General features: G+C 63.8%; 16 protein-coding genes. 6 read left to right on the forward strand and 10 right to left on the reverse strand.

Annotated features, from left to right (window positions below; translation table 11 throughout):
- The first annotated feature begins 32 nt into the window (after positions 1–32).
- The 4 genes from ACE04A_RS02800 (at position 33) to ACE04A_RS02815 (ending at position 4,092) form a co-directional block, all read left to right on the forward strand.
- A complete protein-coding gene (locus tag ACE04A_RS02800; protein ID WP_100856427.1) occupies positions 33–956 on the forward strand; it encodes an ABC transporter permease in 924 nt (307 codons plus the stop codon).
- Between the two features lie 5 nt (positions 957–961).
- A complete protein-coding gene (locus ACE04A_RS02805) occupies positions 962–1,828 on the forward strand; it encodes an ABC transporter permease (RefSeq protein ID WP_279996405.1) in 867 nt (288 codons plus the stop codon).
- A gap of 72 nt (positions 1,829–1,900) precedes the next feature.
- Positions 1,901–3,640 (forward strand): M14 family metallopeptidase, encoded by a 1,740-nt coding sequence (locus tag ACE04A_RS02810; RefSeq protein ID WP_485819840.1) that lies wholly within the window; start codon positions 1,901–1,903, stop codon positions 3,638–3,640.
- Positions 3,641–3,654: 14 nt separating this feature from the next.
- Positions 3,655–4,092 (forward strand): acetyltransferase, encoded by a 438-nt coding sequence (locus ACE04A_RS02815; RefSeq protein WP_100856430.1) that lies wholly within the window; start codon positions 3,655–3,657, stop codon positions 4,090–4,092.
- A gap of 215 nt (positions 4,093–4,307) precedes the next feature.
- Here ACE04A_RS02815 and ACE04A_RS02820 read toward each other — a convergent pair whose 3' ends face one another.
- The 6 genes from ACE04A_RS02820 to ACE04A_RS02845 all read right to left on the reverse strand — a co-directional run bounded on the left by ACE04A_RS02820 (position 4,308) and on the right by ACE04A_RS02845 (position 9,481).
- Positions 4,308–4,490 (reverse strand): oxidoreductase-like domain-containing protein, encoded by a 183-nt coding sequence (locus ACE04A_RS02820; RefSeq protein ID WP_279996407.1) that lies wholly within the window; start codon positions 4,488–4,490, stop codon positions 4,308–4,310.
- 9 nt (positions 4,491–4,499) lie between these two features.
- Positions 4,500–5,075, reverse strand: coding sequence for a GNAT family N-acetyltransferase (locus ACE04A_RS02825; RefSeq protein WP_448715913.1), 576 nt, complete (start codon positions 5,073–5,075; stop codon positions 4,500–4,502).
- A gap of 136 nt (positions 5,076–5,211) precedes the next feature.
- The gene (locus ACE04A_RS02830; protein ID WP_448715912.1) at positions 5,212–6,813 is read right to left on the reverse strand and encodes a lytic murein transglycosylase; all 1,602 of its coding nucleotides are present in this window, start codon (positions 6,811–6,813) and stop codon (positions 5,212–5,214) included.
- A gap of 120 nt (positions 6,814–6,933) precedes the next feature.
- Positions 6,934–8,205, reverse strand: coding sequence for an MATE family efflux transporter (locus tag ACE04A_RS02835; protein WP_485819841.1), 1,272 nt, complete (start codon positions 8,203–8,205; stop codon positions 6,934–6,936).
- Positions 8,206–8,345: 140 nt separating this feature from the next.
- Positions 8,346–8,708 carry an SEL1-like repeat protein gene (locus tag ACE04A_RS02840; protein ID WP_259246162.1) on the reverse strand — a complete coding sequence of 121 codons (363 nt, stop codon included), beginning with the start codon at positions 8,706–8,708 and terminating at the stop codon, positions 8,346–8,348.
- Between the two features lie 53 nt (positions 8,709–8,761).
- The gene (locus ACE04A_RS02845; RefSeq protein WP_485819842.1) at positions 8,762–9,481 is read right to left on the reverse strand and encodes a hypothetical protein; all 720 of its coding nucleotides are present in this window, start codon (positions 9,479–9,481) and stop codon (positions 8,762–8,764) included.
- A 159-nt stretch (positions 9,482–9,640) separates the two neighbouring features.
- Between ACE04A_RS02845 and ACE04A_RS02850 the strand changes: the two genes are divergently transcribed.
- Positions 9,641–10,576 carry a LysR family transcriptional regulator gene (locus ACE04A_RS02850; RefSeq protein ID WP_259246160.1) on the forward strand — a complete coding sequence of 312 codons (936 nt, stop codon included), beginning with the start codon at positions 9,641–9,643 and terminating at the stop codon, positions 10,574–10,576.
- A gap of 79 nt (positions 10,577–10,655) precedes the next feature.
- Positions 10,656–11,606 carry an adenosine deaminase gene (locus ACE04A_RS02855; RefSeq protein WP_448715909.1) on the forward strand — a complete coding sequence of 317 codons (951 nt, stop codon included), beginning with the start codon at positions 10,656–10,658 and terminating at the stop codon, positions 11,604–11,606.
- A gap of 73 nt (positions 11,607–11,679) precedes the next feature.
- Here ACE04A_RS02855 and ACE04A_RS02860 read toward each other — a convergent pair whose 3' ends face one another.
- From ACE04A_RS02860 to ACE04A_RS02875, 4 genes are all read right to left on the reverse strand, one after another.
- Positions 11,680–12,471 carry a DUF6708 domain-containing protein gene (locus tag ACE04A_RS02860; protein WP_485819843.1) on the reverse strand — a complete coding sequence of 264 codons (792 nt, stop codon included), beginning with the start codon at positions 12,469–12,471 and terminating at the stop codon, positions 11,680–11,682.
- Complete coding sequence (locus tag ACE04A_RS02865) at positions 12,471–15,761, reverse strand: T6SS effector BTH_I2691 family protein (protein WP_448717275.1); 3,291 nt, start codon at positions 15,759–15,761, stop codon at positions 12,471–12,473. Before ACE04A_RS02865 ends, ACE04A_RS02860 begins: the two co-directional genes overlap by 1 nt.
- Positions 15,758–16,726, reverse strand: coding sequence for a hypothetical protein (locus ACE04A_RS02870; RefSeq protein ID WP_448717277.1), 969 nt, complete (start codon positions 16,724–16,726; stop codon positions 15,758–15,760). Before ACE04A_RS02870 ends, ACE04A_RS02865 begins: the two co-directional genes overlap by 4 nt.
- On the reverse strand, positions 16,723–17,397 hold a 675-nt coding region (locus ACE04A_RS02875), incomplete at its 5' end, for a bacteriophage T4 gp5 trimerization domain-containing protein (protein WP_485819844.1). The genes ACE04A_RS02870 and ACE04A_RS02875, both read right to left, overlap by 4 nt.

Raw genomic sequence — 17,397 nt, forward strand, 5'->3', positions numbered from 1 at the left:
TCCGCCCCGGTGTGAAGCCGGGGCGGCGCCTCATGACCGGATTTCTCATCAAACGCGTGTTGCAGGCGGTCTTCGTGATCGTCGCCGTGACACTGCTGGTTTCCTATGCCGTGCGCTTGACCGGCGACCCCGCGCTGATGCTCAGCCAGGGTTCGGGCAGCGTCACCGAACAAGATCTGGCCAACATCCGCCAGGCGCTGGGGCTGAACCGCCCCTTCCACGAGCAATACCTGTCGTACATGCAGGGCCTGTTGCACGGCGATTTCGGCCGCAGTTTCATGGGCGGCACGTCGGTCGCCAAGCTGATCGGCGACGCCCTGCCCGCCACGCTGATGCTGGCGTTTACGTCGTTGATCGTGTCGATTCTGATTTCGCTGCCGCTGGGCATCCAGGCTGCAATCAAGCGCGGCAAGTCCACGGACCAGGCCATCCGCATCCTGTCGCTGGTGGGGCTGTCGTTCCCCAACTTCTGGCTGGCGCTGATGCTGGTGCTGCTGTTGTCGATCACCTTCCCGCTGCTGCCGCCTTCGGGCTGGAGCGGCCCGGCCAGCCTGGTGCTGCCGTCCTTGACGATGGCCATCATTCTTAGCGCCACCAACATCCGCCTGGTGCGCACCACCATGCTGGAAACGCTGTCGGCGCAATACATCATGGTGGCGCGCAGCAAGGGCCTGAAAGAGCGCGTGGTGCTGTACAAGCACGCGCTGCGCAACTGCGCGATTCCGCTCATCACGTATCTGGGCCTGCAATTCGGCGGCCTGATCGGCGGCATCGTCGTGATTGAAATGGTCTTCAACTGGCCTGGACTGGGCACGCTGGCCTTCGACGCCATTTCCGGCCGCGACTATCCGGTGCTGCAAGGCACGGTCACCGTGCTGGCCGCCGTCATCGTCCTGGTCAACCTGATCGTCGACATTGCCTACGGCATCGTCGACCCCCGTATCCGCACGCGCTAAGCCTTATGCAGACAACCACACCCCCCGCCGCGCCCCAGGCCTTCAAGCCGCGCAGCCGCTACCGTTCGCTGGAATTCGTGCTGGGCGCCATCCTGACCGGCGTCATGATCCTGCTGGTGCTGACGTCCGGCTGGCTGTTTCCAGACGGCGGCGAATCCATGGACCTGGCCTCGCGCCTGATGGCGCCGTTCACGTCGGCCGCGCATCCCTTCGGCACCGACCCCTTGGGCCGCGACGTACTGGCCCGCGTGATCGTGGGCGGCAAGATCTCGCTGATGGTGGGCTTTGCCTCCGTCATCGGCGGCGCGCTGCTGGGCATCGTCATGGGCCTGATCGCGGGCTACTACCGCGGCTTCTGGGACATGGTCGTCATGCGCTTTGCCGACGTGCAACTGGCGCTGCCGTTCATCCTGGTGGCCATCACGTTCATCGCCATCCTGGGTGGCGGCCTGTTCAACGTGATCTTCTTCATGATCGTGTCGCAGTGGGTGCAGTATGCGCGGCTGGTGCGCGCCCAGGTGCTGGCGCTGCGTGAGCGCGAATTCGTGCTGGCCGCCCGCGCCTTTGGCGTGCGCGACCTGGCCATGATCCGCCATCACATCGTGCCCAACCTGCTGGGTCCGCTGGTCATCCTGATGACCTTGAACGTGGCCAACAACATCCTGCTGGAAAGCAGCCTGACCTTCCTGGGGCTGGGCGTGGACCCGATGATTCCCAGTTGGGGCGGCATGCTGGCCGATGGCCGCACTTACATGCAGACCGCATGGTGGGTCAGCGTCTTCCCCGGCCTGGCGATCATGCTGACCGTGCTGGGCCTTAATCTGTTGGGAGATTGGTTGCGAGACCGCCTGGACCCGACCGGAAAGGTGTAAAAGATCAGATGCCCCGCAAGGGGCATTTGTCTCTTTGCCGGATGCCGCAAGAACCCCGAAGGAATACGACGCATGTCTTTGCTTGAAAAATCATTTGACCGCACGCTGGACGCCTGGACCCATTCCTATCTGGCGCCCGTCTGGCGTGGCGCGGTGGTGGAAGGCTGGTTGTTTGAAGGTGTTGATGCCCGCCGCGCGGCAGAGGCGCGGTTGGCGCAGGCCGGCGTCAGCGCGCGCTTTCGCAGCGCCTACAAGCCGCTGCTGCATTACTTCCTGGAAGAAGTCGATCGCGACGGCCTGGTGTCGGCGCTGGTGCGCTATCCGCTGCACGAACACGCGCTGGCCAAGCGCTTTACGCTGGAAGCCTACCCGCTGGTCGCGTTGCTGGAAGGCGTGCGCGTCGTGATGCAGGAAGGTGCGTCCGACCTGCACTATGACGTCACCCTGAGCTACGCCGATGGCCGCACGGTCGAGTCCCGCGTTTTCGCGCCTAACGTGCTGGGCGCGGCGCAAGATGGCACGCCGGAACTATCGCCCACGGGCTGGCTGCGCGTGCGTGATGCCGACGGGGCGGTGCAGACCGACGGCGCCCAAGCCACCGAATACCAGCAAGTGTTCCGCAGCATCGTGGACACCGTGCGCAACCATGCCTGGGGCGCGCACGAACCGTATTTCGACCGCCTGGAAATCCGGGTGGACCTGCCCGGCATGGACTTCGCGCTGCCGGTGGACGAAGAAATCGTCAGCACCTTTGAAGCCCTGCACGAAGACGTTTACTTCACGCTGCTGGAACATTTTCAGCACCACTCCGGCCGGCCGTCGGGCGACCGTGGCTTGCAGCCCGGCCAGATCATTCCCGACATCCGCCGCCATGACGGCGCGGCGCGTGTGCAGATTTCACTTGAACCGTTTGCCCCGATCGCGCCGGTTACGCCCGCGCTACCCGATGCGCCGCTGGCGCAACGTCGCGAACCACTGACGGCCGCCCAGATTGCCGGCTGTGTGGCGGCGTTTGGCGGCGCCACCTTCCAGGCGGTATCGCGCCAGGGGCGCCCGGTGCTGGGCACCTATGTGCGCGGCCCCGGGCCTGCCGTCTTCATCTCGGGCGCGCAGCACGCCAACGAAACGTCGGGCATTGTCGGCGCGCTGCGCGCCGCGCAGACGTTGGCCGAACGCGGCAACGCGCACTTTGCGCTGGTCGCCGCCGAGAACCCCGACGGGTACGCGCTGTTCAACCGCCTGCGCGAACATCATCCGCGCCACATGCTGCACGCCTCGCGCTACAGCGCGCTGGGCGACGACATCGCCTACCGCGAACATGCCCCGTTCTTTGAACGTGACGCGCGTCATCAGGCCCAGGCAATCAGCGGCGCGCAGTTGCACATCAACCTGCACGGCTACCCCGCGCATGAGTGGACGCGCCCCCTGTCCGGCTATCTGCCGCGCAACTTCGAGCTGTGGACGATACCCAAGGGGTTTTTCCTGGTGTTGCGCCATCATCCGGGCTGGCGTGAACGCGCGCACCGGCTGATCGAAGGGGTCACCGCGCGCCTGGCCGCCAACGTGACCGGGCTGGTGGAATTCAACGCCCGCCAATTGGAACTCTTTCACGCGCATGCGCTAGAAACCGGCTTCGAGGTCATGAACGGCATTCCGGTACAGATCACGGAGACGGATCGCGAAGATCTGCCGATGGCCTTGATTTCCGAGTTTCCGGATGAAACCGTCTACGGCGACCGCTTTGTCTTCGCGCATACTGTGCAAATGGAAACCGTCCTGGCCGCGACCGACCTGTATCGCTCGGGACTGTAAACACCAACAAGAACATGAATATCCGAGAACGCAACCACGGCGACGACCTGGCCTTGGCGGACATCTGGCTCCGCTCGGTCCGCGCCACGCATTCCTTCCTGACGGAAAAGGAAATCCAGGCGATGTACCCGCAGGTCCTCAACACCTATCTGCCATCGGTGCGGGTGTGGGTCTGTGAGGACGGAGACGGCGAGATCGCCGGCTTCATGGGGCTGTCAGGCAACAAAGTCGAAATGCTGTTCGTAGACGCCAGCAAACGCGGCAAAGGCGCCGGCCGCCGCCTGCTGAATTTCGCGCGTTCGCTGCACGGCACCCTGCTGGTGGACGTGAACGAACAGAATCCGCAAGCGCACGGGTTTTACAAACACTACGGTTTCGTCGACACCGGCCGCTCGGCCCACGACGACGCTGGCCGCCCGTTTCCGATCGTCCATATGAAGCTGGCGGGTTGAGGCAGACGATTGCGATGCGCTGATTTCCGCTACGTGCCAATCGTAGGATGGGTGAAGCGCGAAAGACTGGCCAAGAGAAAACGAACGGCGGACGCGCGTAACCCATCGAACAACGGTGCCATCCAATCGATCGCCACCATTGCGATGCGCTGCATGATGGGTTTGCGCGCTGGGTATCTGCTTTCTTCTATTTACCCGTGCGCGCCACACCCATCCTACGTGCCTTCCGCTTCATGCCTTAGCCGCCACGCTTTCAACGCCTGGCGGTACTTGTCCATGGCTTCGTCGTACATGTCGTACACGCACGGAATGCAGCCGCTGTTGCAGCATTCTTCCGGCGCGGGGCGTTCGGGGGGGACCGGCTGGGGGTCGTCGTCGGGAATCTTGGTGGTGCTCATAGCCGAATGTTAACGCCGGGGCTGTCGCGTGTTGTCGGTAGTACTTTGACGCGCCTGCCAATCCGAGCGACGGATCTCGTAGCGCACCTTGACATTGGCGCTGTTGCCCGCCGCTTCGCCCACATAACGCATGCCGCTCTTTTCCAGCACGCGGCGTGACGCCGTATTGGATTGGATCGCCACCGCGCACAGCGCGTCGACCGGCAGCAGCTTGAAGCCCAGCGAGATCAGCGCCGCTGAAATTTCCACGGCATAGCCTCGGCCCCAGCATTCCGGCGCAAACGCATAGGCAAGCTCAATGGCGCCCTGCTCGTCAGACACCGTGTACTTCAAGCCCGCGCGTCCAGCCAGCGCGCCCGTTTCCCGATCTTCCAGCACATACATGCCGTAGCCGTGATCCATCCAATGAGCCTCGTTCTGCGCCAGGTACAGCCGGCTGGCCGCCGCGTCGCGCGTGCCGCCCATCGTGGCCATCACATCGGGATTGGCGTGCATCTGCTCAATGAACGGCAGATGCGCCTGGCTCATCCGCTGCGCGCGCAGCCGAGGTGTCAGGAAAACGTCAGGAAAACCAGCGGACGGCATGACATTCTTCACAAAGCGTGGGCGGGGATCCATCATAGCGGCGCTTGACCGCGCATGGCATCCACCGCCCCATCAATGACGAATGCCGCGCCGATCAGACGCTGACATTCGCCGTGCCCTGATGCGGGCGGCAGACTTACTGGGACGGGCGCGCGCGCAAGGCGTCAGGCTTGTCGGCCTTGAGCGCGTCCAGGATCCGCTTGCCCACACGACCATCTTGCGGCAGGCCACGGCGCTCTTGTTCGGCGCGCACGGCATCGCGGGTTTTGGCGCCGGGAATGCCGTCCGCTTCGCCCACGTCGTAGCCACGTCCGTAAAGCGCCTCTTGCAATTCCTTGATCTGGGCGCGAGACAGGCCGGGGTCATCCGTAGGCCAGGCCGTGATGATGCCCGGACGGCCCTGCAAACGGTTCAGCAACAACGACACCGCCAAACCGTAACGGCGCGACTGGTTGTAATGCAGGATGGCGTCGAAGTTGACCGTGGCCAAAAACACCGGCCCCTTGGCGCCGGTGGGTGCAAACAGATAGGCCTTCTCGTCGTTACCTGACGGCAGCTTCAAGACCGAACCATCACCCTGCTTCAACCCGGCTTGCGCCCATTGCGCAATGGTGCGGCGGTCTTGCGAGCCCACGTATTCCGCGTCGGGTTCAGGCGGGATCGCGGCAGCCACGTCAGCCGGCACCCGCACTTCCACCACGGCGGGCAGGCCGTGCGTCCACTTGGCGCGGCGCTTGCGCAGGTGGTTGGCGGTGGAGGCCAGCGCGTCGGGCAGCGAATGGTAGAGGTCGATGCGGCCATCGCCATCACCGTCCGCCGCCAGCTCATAGAAAGACGTCGGGATGAATTGCGTCATGCCGAACGCACCGCTCCAGGAGCCAACAAAGCTGTCGGCCGGCACGGTCCCGTCGCGCAGCAGCCGCACCGACGCATAGGCGTTCTTTTCCCACAGCGTCTTGTTCTCGGTGCAAGCGCGCGTCAGCCAGGCGTTCAGCACATCGGTCTTGCCGATCTGCCGGCCGTAGTTGGTTTCGATACCAAAGATGGCGACCAGCGTCGCGGGGTCCACCTGGTATTGCTGGCCAATCGCGGACAGTTGCGGCCCCACCTTCTTCATCACGGCCAGCCCGTCGTTGACGCGCTCATCGTCCACGGTCTTGGCGATGTAGTCCCACCAGCTTTCGCGCCCTTCGGGCTGACCCTTGGCAGACGCCACGGTCGTGGGCAGCAGCTTGGCATTGGCGGTGTACTTATCCCAATCCGCAACGGTCAGGCCATTGGCCGTGGCACCGTTACGCAACTTGGCAATACACGCCTTGGTGTCAAGCTCGGTCGGGATGATGACAGTGGGGGCTGCGGCGGCGGCGGCGGGTGCAGCGGGTGCGGCAGTGGCGGCAGGTGCGGGTGCGGCAGCGGCGGCTGAGCCCGAAGGTGCGATGGCGGGCGTGGCAGACCCCGCGGAAGACCTCGTTGCCGGCGCCGGCGCGGCTGCTGCGGGGGCAGCCGTCGGGGCACCAGATTTTGCCGCTTCCTGCGCGGCAACCACATCATCAAAGCTGCGCTTGGGCGTCAAGGCCGGTTGCGGCTGTGCCGGCGCAGGCGTGGTCTGCGCGCGCGATCCGGTGGCGGACGCGGGCGATTGCGCCTGGGCGGTGCCCGCGGCGGCGGCCGTAATGCAAGCCGCAAGCACAACACGGGAAAGCGAATCGATTCGAGGGCGTGATGAACGCTGACGCATGGTATTCCTGAAAAATCGAAGTCAGCCAGGATCGTACCGCGACCGGCTGTTGAAATCGAACGCGCAGGCTGGCGCAATGTCGGGTCGCCCCTGCGCGCGCCAAGTCACTACCCCAACGCACTACGCGGCGGCGCCCCTTACAGGCTCAGCCGGAGGGGCACGCAACACGCGCAGGCAGATACTCATCGCAATCACGCTGAACAGGGCAAAGCCCAGCGTCTGCCCCAGCAGCACGCCTTCCGCGCCGCCGTAATGCGCGCCCAACCACACGAACGGCAAGGTCCCCACTGTGGCCCGCAACCAGCCGATGACCGTGGAGTAAGTGGCGTATCCCAGGTTGTTGAACACGGCAATCGCCACGAAGAACAGGCTGTTCACCGCCCACGCAAAGCTGCCGAATCGGCAAAAGAAGATGATCAGGTCGCGCCCCGGTCCGGCCATCTGGAACATGTCGGCCACCCAGGGAGCAGCCAGCGCCAGCACCGTGGCAGCGGCAAAGCCGTACAGCAAGGCCCACCGCGAGGTCAGCCACACCGTTTGTTTCACGCGGTCCCATTGGCCCGAGCCCAGGTTCTGCCCAAGAATGGGACCAATCGCACCGGGCAGCACGAAGTACAGGGAATAAGCCAGTTGCAGCACACGATCCACCACCGTCGCCCCCGCCATGACACTAGAGCCGAACGTTGCGTAGGTGGATACCGTGAAGATCACGGCGGCGGGCGTCGCCAAGGCAGTTAGCGCGGCGGGCAATGCGATCTTGCCGATGGCAGCCAGGTCGGCCCGCAGCGCGCGCCGAACGGGCCACGCCACCAGGCGATGTTTGCCGAACACCAGCCAGGCGCCCAGCACCACCGTCGCCACCCGCCCCACCCCGCCGGCCCCGGCAATGCCTTCCATGCCGCCGTCCAAAATGAAGATGACAATCGGGTCCAGCACCGCCACCGTCGCGGTACCGGCCAGCAACACCCACATGGACTGCCGGCCGCGTCCAGACGCCCGCAGCAGGTTGGACAGCATCATGCCCAGGCCCATCACCGCCGCGAACGGCGTCGTGATCAACACATACGACAAGAGGTGCTCGCGCACGTCTTGGGCCAGCCCGATCGCTGCCGTGAACGGACCAATCGCCGCCAGGAAGATGGCCCCGGCAGCCAGCGCGGCGCCTGCCATCAGGATCAACGACGCGCCCGCCAAGGTGCGTGCGCGCACCATGTTCCCCGCGCCCAGTGCGCGCGACACCAACGCGGCGCCGCCCACGGTCACGCCGATGCAGACCGAGGTAATGGTGAACTGCGTCATCGACCCAAAGCCCACCGCGCCCAGCACCGCTTCGTCTTGCAGCGTACCCAGGTACAGCAACGACAAGAACTCAACGGCAAAGACGGCCAGCATGCTGGCCCACCCGGTCAGGACCATTTCAAGTACGTGCGGCCCCAGCGGCCCGGACACAAACCGGGCGCGCGTGCCGTCTGCGGGTAAGTCGGTGGGCGTCGAGGAGGATCGGGCTGTAGCCGGTACGTTCAAGGCGATGCCTACCGAGCCGCCGCCTGCCCGCGCAGTTGCGCCAGGCGCTCGATGGAAGCCTCATGCCCTTGGGCGGCTGCCGTCTCGTACCAGCGCAGCGCCTCTTTCATGTCCACCTGTTCCAGCATCAGGCCCTGCATGAACTGCGCCTCGGGGTTGCCGCGTTGCGCGTCGGCCAGCAAGGCTCGCAGGGCCTGGGCGTCTTCGCGTGGCGACTCGCCATAGACGTGCGCGTTGCTGCCCACCGGGTCTTCGATCAGCCCACGCAGCGAAGGCGGTGTGTTGGCGAACTGATGGCGCCAGAACAAGGCGACCAGCAGCGTGAACGCAATCAGGAGCAAGGTCGAGATAAACAGGCTTTTACGTGTCATGAGTCAGAAGCTAATCGGCAAGCCGCAGCCGCGGCATCACCCAGTTAAAAATATCAGCGCGCAACCGGTGCGAACCAGTACTGCGACACGCTGCTTTCGTTGGAATACCAGGGCAGCATTCCGATGCTGTCCGACTCGCGTTGCACGGTTACGAGCAGGCCGCCGGCTTGCGGACGGAATACCGCCACGTGGCGCCTGACGCCCATGGATTCATGTTGGCGCCAGTCGTGCCGCACGCTGACCCACAGCCGGCCTTGCGTGCAGCCGGTATAGCGGCGGATGTCGTCGGGCAGATAGAAGCCGCCCTCGCCGGACTTGGCCGCCGGATCCTCGCCGCCATCCAGCATGGGCAATCGCGCCGTTGAGCGCGCGCCCTGCCCGTCCAGGGCCAACACGTTCCATCCCTTGCCGTCGGCCGACAGCGACACCGTCGCGGTGGGCGTAGAGCGCCATTCCGGCAAGAGCGTGTCACGCATGCCGGGCAGCCCCAAGGGATACAGGAAAAAAGTGCGCAGGTCTTTCAGGGAATAGGAGGGTTCACCCGACCGCAGTTCACCCTGGGCGCGGTAGGTACCGCCCAAGTCCGGGCATTGGGCCGGGTCCGACGCCAGCACCACCGGCGTCACGCTCTTGAAAGACGGCCACTTGACCGACACCTCATCCACGCGGGACACGCCGCAGCCGCTTAGGGCAAGCACCATCAGGCCGGCCCCCGCATACTGGGCAAGCCGCCGCGCGCGGGGTGTGGAAATAGCGGATAGGGATGGATGCATGTTGTGCCTTTCTTGCCGCTGCTCACTCGGTCAACGCGGGGGGGCAGCGCGATGGATTCGAGGCCTCGCTTGGCGACGAACTATATCTGAATCCCGCATCGCCGTTGCCAAGCGTTGCGGGGCAGAGAATAATCGGCACATCGCCACCGGCCGCTTCCCATGACACCGTTCCGAGGCAAACTCCGCATCCGGCACCTGGAAATCGTGCTGACCGTCTCCGAATTGGGCAATCTGTCCAAAGCGGCGGCGCAGTTGCACAGCACGCAGTCGGGCTTGTCGCGCGCCATCGCTGAAATCGAAGAGCTGGTTGGCGCGCGCCTGTTCGAGCGTACGGCCAAGGGCACGACCTGCACGCCGCTAGGCGACGCCATGTGCCGCCATGCCCGCCTGCTGCTTACCGACTTCCGCAAGGCCGAGATCGATCTGGCCGCCGTGTCGCGCGGCGACGAAGGCAGCCTGACGGTCGGCTGCTTTTCCATGTTCGCGGGCTGGCCGGTGGCCGAAGCCGCGCGTTCGTTCCGGCAGGCTTATCCGCGCATCACGCTCACCATCGAGATCGGCACGCACGAGCGCCTGATCGAAGACCTGGACGCGGGCGCGGTGGACGTGCTGATCAGCCGCTTTTCGTCCACCGTGAACCCGCAGGTGTATCGATCCACCACCTTGCTGGAAGACCCCGTCGTGCTGGGCTGCGCCACGGATCACCCCTTGGCGGGGCTGCCGGACTCTACGCTGGCCGACTATGTGGCTTACCCCTGGATTACCGCGTTGCCCGGCAGCCGCATCCGTGGCGAACTGGAAATGTCGCTGCGCCAGGCCGGTTTGGCAATTCCGGATATGATCGGCGCCCTGTCCCTGGAGTTCGGCCGCGAAATGCTGCTGGACGGGCACTACCTGTGGATGCTGCCCGGCAGCGTGGCCGCCGTCCGCCAGGCGCGAGGCGAACTCGTCGTGCTGCCCGCGCGCCCCGCCATCAAGAAATCGCCCCTTGCCGCGATATGGCGGCGCGATCGCCCCAGCACCCGCCAGGCGCGCGCCTTTGCGGCGCACCTGGAGCAAGCCATCCAGGCGGATCAGACCGCGCTGGCCGCCTAGGCCGCCGCGCTCAGCCCCCCACGCTTAGGCCCCACGCTCAAGCCCCCTTTGAATACGCCCCTTTTTTATCGGAGCACCTATGTACGACTGGCTCAACGCACTGCCCAAGGCGGAACTGCACCTGCACCTGGAAGGCTCATTGGAACCCGAGCTGCTGTTCCAGTTGGCGCAACGCAACGGCGTGGCGCTGCCCTGGCCCGACATCGATGCCCTGCGCGGCGCCTACAACTACGGCAACCTTCAGGAATTCCTGGATCTGTATTACATGGGCGCCAACGTCTTGCGCACCGAACAGGACTTCTACGACCTGACCTGGGCGTATCTCCTGAAGTGCCGCGAGCAGAACGTGGTGCACACCGAACCCTTCTTCGACCCGCAGACGCATACCGATCGCGGCATCCCCTTTGCCGTCGTGCTGGAGGGCATCAGCCGGGCGCTGGAAGACGGGCGCAAGCAACTGGGCGTCTCCAGCGGATTGATCCTGAGCTTTCTGCGCCACCTGCCCGAAGAGCAGGCCATGCGCACCCTGGACGAAGCCCTGCCCTATCGCGACGCCTTTGTCGCCGTCGGCCTGGACAGCAGCGAAATGGGCTTTCCGCCGCGTCTGTTCCAGCGCGTATTCGACCGCGCCCGCGCCGAAGGCCTGCCCGCCGTGGCGCACGCGGGCGAGGAAGGCCCGCCCGAATACATCTGGGAAGCACTGGACCTGCTGAAGGTGCTGCGCATTGACCACGGCGTGCGCGCCGCCGAAGACCCGAACCTGATTGCGCGGCTGATCGACGAACAGATCCCCCTGACCGTCTGTCCGCTGTCCAACACGCGCCTGCGCGTGTTCGAACACATGCGCGACCACAACATCCTGTCGCTGTTGGAGGCCGGTGTGAAGGTCACGGTAAATTCCGATGATCCGGCTTACTTTGGCGGCTATGTGAACGAGAACTTTCAGGCCTTGCATGAGCATCTGGGCATGACGCAGGAACAGGCCAAGGCGCTGGCGGACAATAGTTTGGAGGCGCGGATAGTGAAGTGAGGCGGGACGTGGGTGCGGTGGCGGTGGCGGTGGCGGTGGCGGTGGCGGCCGTGGAGATACCTGACACCGCCCTTCACGGCGCACTCCGAGATTCGGCATCCATCGCCTCCGGCCATACAACCCTTGGCGCCCAACGCAGCGCCAGGTTGTATGCCGGCACGTCATTCGCGTCACGCGGTTCGATATCGCACGGTGGCAAGGCTTCCGGGCCTTGCTGCATATAGGTGCAGACGTAGGCCCAGAGATTGTCCAGGTCTTGGTTGTAAGTGCTGAGGTGGAAACGTTCGATGACTTCGTTCGTGGCGGGTTTGACGATGGCTATTGAGACGCCCCATTTGATCATCAAGCCACCACCAGAAGTGGCGCCCCATTGCTCCCATACTTCGGCGCGAACGTCGTCCCAGTCGTAGCTGGCGGTGTTCACATAGCGGCGAGCGAAGGGATTCCACCAGACCATATGGAAGCCGTAGACGTAAATTCTGCGACGGGCGCGGTTAAAGCGAATAGGTAGATCGCGCGGTGTAGAAACGTCCATGTGGAACAGAAACGCTGCAAGGTACAAATAGGCTGCTGAACAAACGGCCATTACCAAAATAGCCAGCAATCGATCCGTCATGTCTCCAGACGAGAACCATTCATAGCGAATCGCGATAGTTAGCTGCCAAATGAGGAAACAAACGCACAGCGGAACGGATACAACGAAAGTTCCTCGGATACTGGAAGAACGTCTGGACAGTTCCAAACAGACGGCGTTCACGTAATTAGGTGGGGTCTCGGGACTACGCGGAGCATCGGGCGGATCGTTCGGTCCGGGCAAGTCGCGCTTCCATCCAGGACACGGCGGGTGGAGCAGAGGATCGGGCATCACGTCTCCTCCGTGCGACGCAACTGCGCATATCCCGCCAGATCATCCTTGTCTGGCCAGTAGCAAATATCGATGGTAGCGGCCTTAATAGCGTGCATGCTGCCGAGCCAGTAGCTGCAACGTAACACTGGCTTATCCTCGCCGGGCATCCTAATGTGTTCTGGCACCAATCCAGGCACAGCATCCAGCTCGGGCGCTCGACCTTGACTATTGTGATACACAGTTGCAAGCACAGACGACGCTGTCGCAGGGGTACGTCGACCCTTTTCCACACCAAATTTCTCAATACTTAGGGTGAATTCGTAGCGGGACTTGATAGGATCAAAGCCAGGAAGGAGGATCCGGTAACTCAACACGGTGCCGGATTCCAGCCCTCCTGTTTCCTTAACCAGCAAAACGTCTGCTGTCACAAATTGATCAAAGTCTATGGCTCGCTTGTCCGAGTCAAATCCAAGGGCTGCCTCCATTCCCAGAACCGCGGCATTTAGCGCGGCGACGGAAAGATCCATCTGGTCCGCGTCCGCCCACCTCAATTCCACTCTAGAATTTCCAAAATACGAGTGTCGCGCCCACAGTTCCAGGGCATCAGATTCCAATTTCTTTGCTCCAGCCGCGAAGACGAAGGCGGAGAGGCCAAGCGCGATACCGATCCCCAAAGGTCCGAGCAGCGCACCGCTGCCAATTGCGCCAGCCCAAGCAAACCCGCCACCGAGGATCGAAAGAGTTGCCGCGGCTGCATTTGCCAATCCTGCCGAGGTATCGCCTCGCTTTGCAACACGCATCGCCGCCCCTAAACTACCCACTCCATCCGCCACGCCCCCCAAAGCCGCAATCGCGCCACCCGCTTTTACTAACCCCTTCCCCAGCCCAATCGCCTTCGCGATCATCCCCGCCTCTGCACTCGCCATCCGGCGCATGAACGGCTGCACAGCCTCTCCCGCCACGCTAAGCGCCAACCCGCCTGCTTCCACACCCGCGCCCAGCATGCCCATGCCCGCCCCATACAGCGCGGCCATCGCCTCCGCATGTTCCGCGCCTACCGCCTTTTGAGCAGCGTCCAGGCTGGACCGCACACTGTCATGCAGAAAATAAAGGCTGACCAGCGATAACCCGCCGTATCCCGAACCCACAGATAAACGTTTCAAGCTGGCGAAGCCGTTCTTGGCGAACTCCCGTGCGTGCTCCGCACTGAGTTCCAAACCGATGAGCAGTTGGGCCGCAGGAACATCCAGATGTTTGATGCCCACTGACAGCTTGCGCATCGCGCTACAAGATATGCCGCGTGCGCTGTGTGTCACGCCGCCGATTGCCTCCTGCACGTCTTGCATCACGTCGCGAGTCACGTCCGCCGCGCCGGTCTTCAGTTCTTTTATTCGCTCGGCGATCTGTTCCGCGCTGCCTTCCAACCAGATCGTCACGTTGACCAATATCTTGTGCAACGCGGGGTCCGGGATGCTGATCAGGCCGGAAAAGATGAAGGCGCGTACTCGGCGGCCGGTGTCTTGGTTCAGGGACTCGCCGACACGTTGAAGTTCGTCGGCGTAGATTCCTAGCAGTTCGCTGACGGTCAGCTGGATCACGACCTGCGTCATCTGCGCGCCACGGTACAACCATGCGCCGCCGACGTGCACGGCATCAATCGCCGCGCGGGGGCCTTCGTTCAGAAGATTCTGCAGCCGGCTGCTGGCGCCATGCATGGCGGCCAAGAGTTGGTCTGCCGCGTCCGCCGCCAAGCCTTCGCGCCACACGCCGATCTCTTTGCTGCTGACCACGCCCTTTACCGCGTCGAAGTACTTCTTGGCGGCATCGTTGGCCGCGCCGCCCGCGCCCGCGCTGAACAAGGGCAGAAAGCTGGATTGCAAATCGCTGCGCTGGCCGTTCAACGCCACATAGACCGCGCTGTGCGGATCGGACAACAGCTCCTGCCATGCCTGCGACGTGGGACCCGGCTTGGGGGCAACCGCCGGCGCGCCCGTTCTGCTGATAACAGGTGCTTCCACCGCGTCGGTAATACCGCCGTCCAGGCACGCGCTGACCATCAGCAGGCGCAAGCGGCGTGATCGTTCGTCGATGTCGCTGTAGTCCAGATCGACTATCCGCCTCCAGGCGGCGCTGCGCACAACCCCCGCCCAGTCTTTGCCATAGGCATCGATGTCGTCCTCCAGACGTTTGCACTCCTTGTCATAGCTCGCTTGAAAACTGGCGCGGCCCTGCCGGCCTCGCTCGGACGGCGGGTCGGTTTCCCAATAGCGTTCCTTCAGTCGACCCATCCGCCGTGCCACCTTGTGCGCCACGCGTTCGCGGCGCTCCTGTGCGGGGTCCCAGAAACTCGGCCCCATGCCGGATGCGGTGGGTATCAGGTCTTGCAGGTACGTAGGGCTCGCCGGTATCTCGGCATCGGCCTGGGCGGCGTAGAGCTGCTCAATGCCCAACAAACATTGCGACGTCAGATAGGCATAGCGCCGTTGCGGCTCTTCCGCCCACATCCGCTTCTGCGTGTACGCGGCCAATCGAAAGTTATTCAGTTCCTGCGCCATGCCCACCGGGTCCGGCAATATCAACCCCGGCACGCCTTGCGGCAGGCGATGCTGGCGTTCCATCATCTTCAGATAGTTGCGCATGCCCGTGGCTTGCAGGGCGCGCGAATGCCAGCCATGCACGCTGCCGAAGTCGCGCACATCCAAGCTGTACTCCGCAACGTGCTTATGTAGTGGATGCGCGTGTTCCAGTGCCAGCGCGGCGCCGCCCGCCGTGGGGTCTTGCCGCAGGGTGGTCAGGTCCACGATCACGAAGCGTAACGGGTGGACGGTTTTCCGAGCCTGAGCCGCCGGCGTGGCGCCAGACTTGTACGCATCCAGCACGGCGGTGGGCCACGGGTCTTGCGCATACGCGATCCAGGCCGTCTTGTACTTATCCACGTCAATGCCGATGAAGGACGCCGGCAGGTCGTGGGCATGCTGCACACATCGTTCAGACAGGGGCTCGGGGGCATCCCTGCCCATCTCGTAGGGGTCGAACAGGCGTAGGTGGCCGGCTTCGGTAACCTCATAGGCCTGCCAGACATTGCCGTCCAGCAACACGTACACATAGCCGCTACGCAGCACGCGCAGCGTCTGTTGCAGGCCGGGATGGGTCAATGCGCCGTGCTTGTTCAGGGCCGGCGTCTTGGGAATAGCGGCCTCGCGCAGCAGCAAGATGGGGATGCCGGTGCGTTCGCAGGCTTTGCAACTGCCCAGCGGTAAGGGCAGCATCTCCTGGACGGTGATGTCGAGTTGGCGGCTGAGCGTCATGAGGTGGTTTCCGCGAGGTTCAGGTGATGGGCGATGCGCTGCCACGCAAGGTCGCCATAGGCCGCCAGCGCGGTGGCGGCACCGCCGGGGGACGTTCGGCTCAAGGCCAGGCGCAGTGGCTCGTAATGCAGCAAGCGCGGATGTATCGTCTCTTGATGCAGCGCCAGCACGATGATGTCGCGGTTATCCGTCAAGCCAATCTGTCGCGCCTGCCGGATCATGCGAAAGGCTTCTGCGGCGGCCTGGGGTGGCAGCGGCGTCTTGCCTTGCCAGCGCCTTGGCGCGTAGGCCAAAGGCTGTTGCAATGACCGCCGCCATGCGGCCAACAGCGTTGCGATCAGCACCGCGTCCTGTTGCGTCTGACGGGCTAGCGCCGGCAGAGGATCGGCCTGAGCGCTTGAGGCGTCCGCGGCAGCCGGTCCACCCGGTGCACCATTCACGATGGCAAACGAGCCCCAACTGGTGGGCAACAGCCACGTGCGTATTGGCCAGAGCCGATGGCCCAGCGACTCCTTGGGCATCGAGGCGGCCAGCAGTTCCAGCCGCAACGGCTCGAACCATGGCGACATGCCGCCCACGGCGCTGCCTGAAAAGTCCATGCAGCGTGCGGCGACATGTTCGGCCAAGGCGTCGGCGTCGAAGGGGCTTAGCAGCAGACCGCAGATATAGCGTCTGCGGTGCACGACGTCGGCCAGTGCGTGTTGCGATACCTGACGGATAAATGCCGTGGCAGGCTCCTGGCCGGGACCCGCCAAGCGAATCAACACCGGGCAGGCGCTTGGCGTGTGCGCAAGATCAGGCCGCGCCACCGTGGTCAGGGCGTCAGCGCCCAATGCCTCCATCAACGACGCCAGGCTAAGGGGCTGCTCTGGCGCGCAGTCGGCCAGCGGATCCACCAGCAGATAAATGGCATCTTCCGCATGGCGGCGTTCGGCGATCAGGCTGGGCATGACAGCGGCTGTCATCGCGTGCGTTCCATGCAGTCTTCTATCAGCCCCTCAACCACGTCGCTCGCCATCGTCAGCGAATTACCGCCCCCATTCGCCTGCGAAATCGGGCCTTTGAGGTTGATGGCAAGCGCTTCAAGCGTGATGCCCGAACCATCAATCGTGATCGTGCCACCCGGCCCCTTGATCACCACGCTTTGCGCCGCCTGCAACTCCAGGGTGACCGTCTTGCCTTCAATCCGCTCGCCGGCATGCACCTGGAAATGGCCTTGCACCTTGTGTTCAACATGACCGCCGGTTTCTATCCAGTGATTCGCGGCCGTCTTGTCGCGGCGGTTGTTGCCCACGTCTTCCGTGCGGTCGCGCCCGGTGGCAATGGTGTGGTTGCGGTCGATGGTCAGGAAGTCGTTTTGCCCGATGGCGTGACGCCGGTCTTGCCCGATGTTGACCTGTTCGTCGTTGCCCACCGTTTCACGGCGGTCGTGGCCGATGGTGATGGTTTCATCATGCTCGACCTGTTCGGCACGGTCGTTGCCGACGAAGGTGGTTTCGTTGTGGTTGACGTGGATGTTCTGGTCTTTCTGCGCGTGGATGTAGATCTCTTCCTGATCGCGTTCGTCCTCGAAGCGCAGTTCGTTATAGCCCTCGCCCTTATGCGTCTGGCTCTTGATCGTCATGCGCGTCTTGTG

The organism is Achromobacter colocynthidis, from assembly GCF_057334535.1.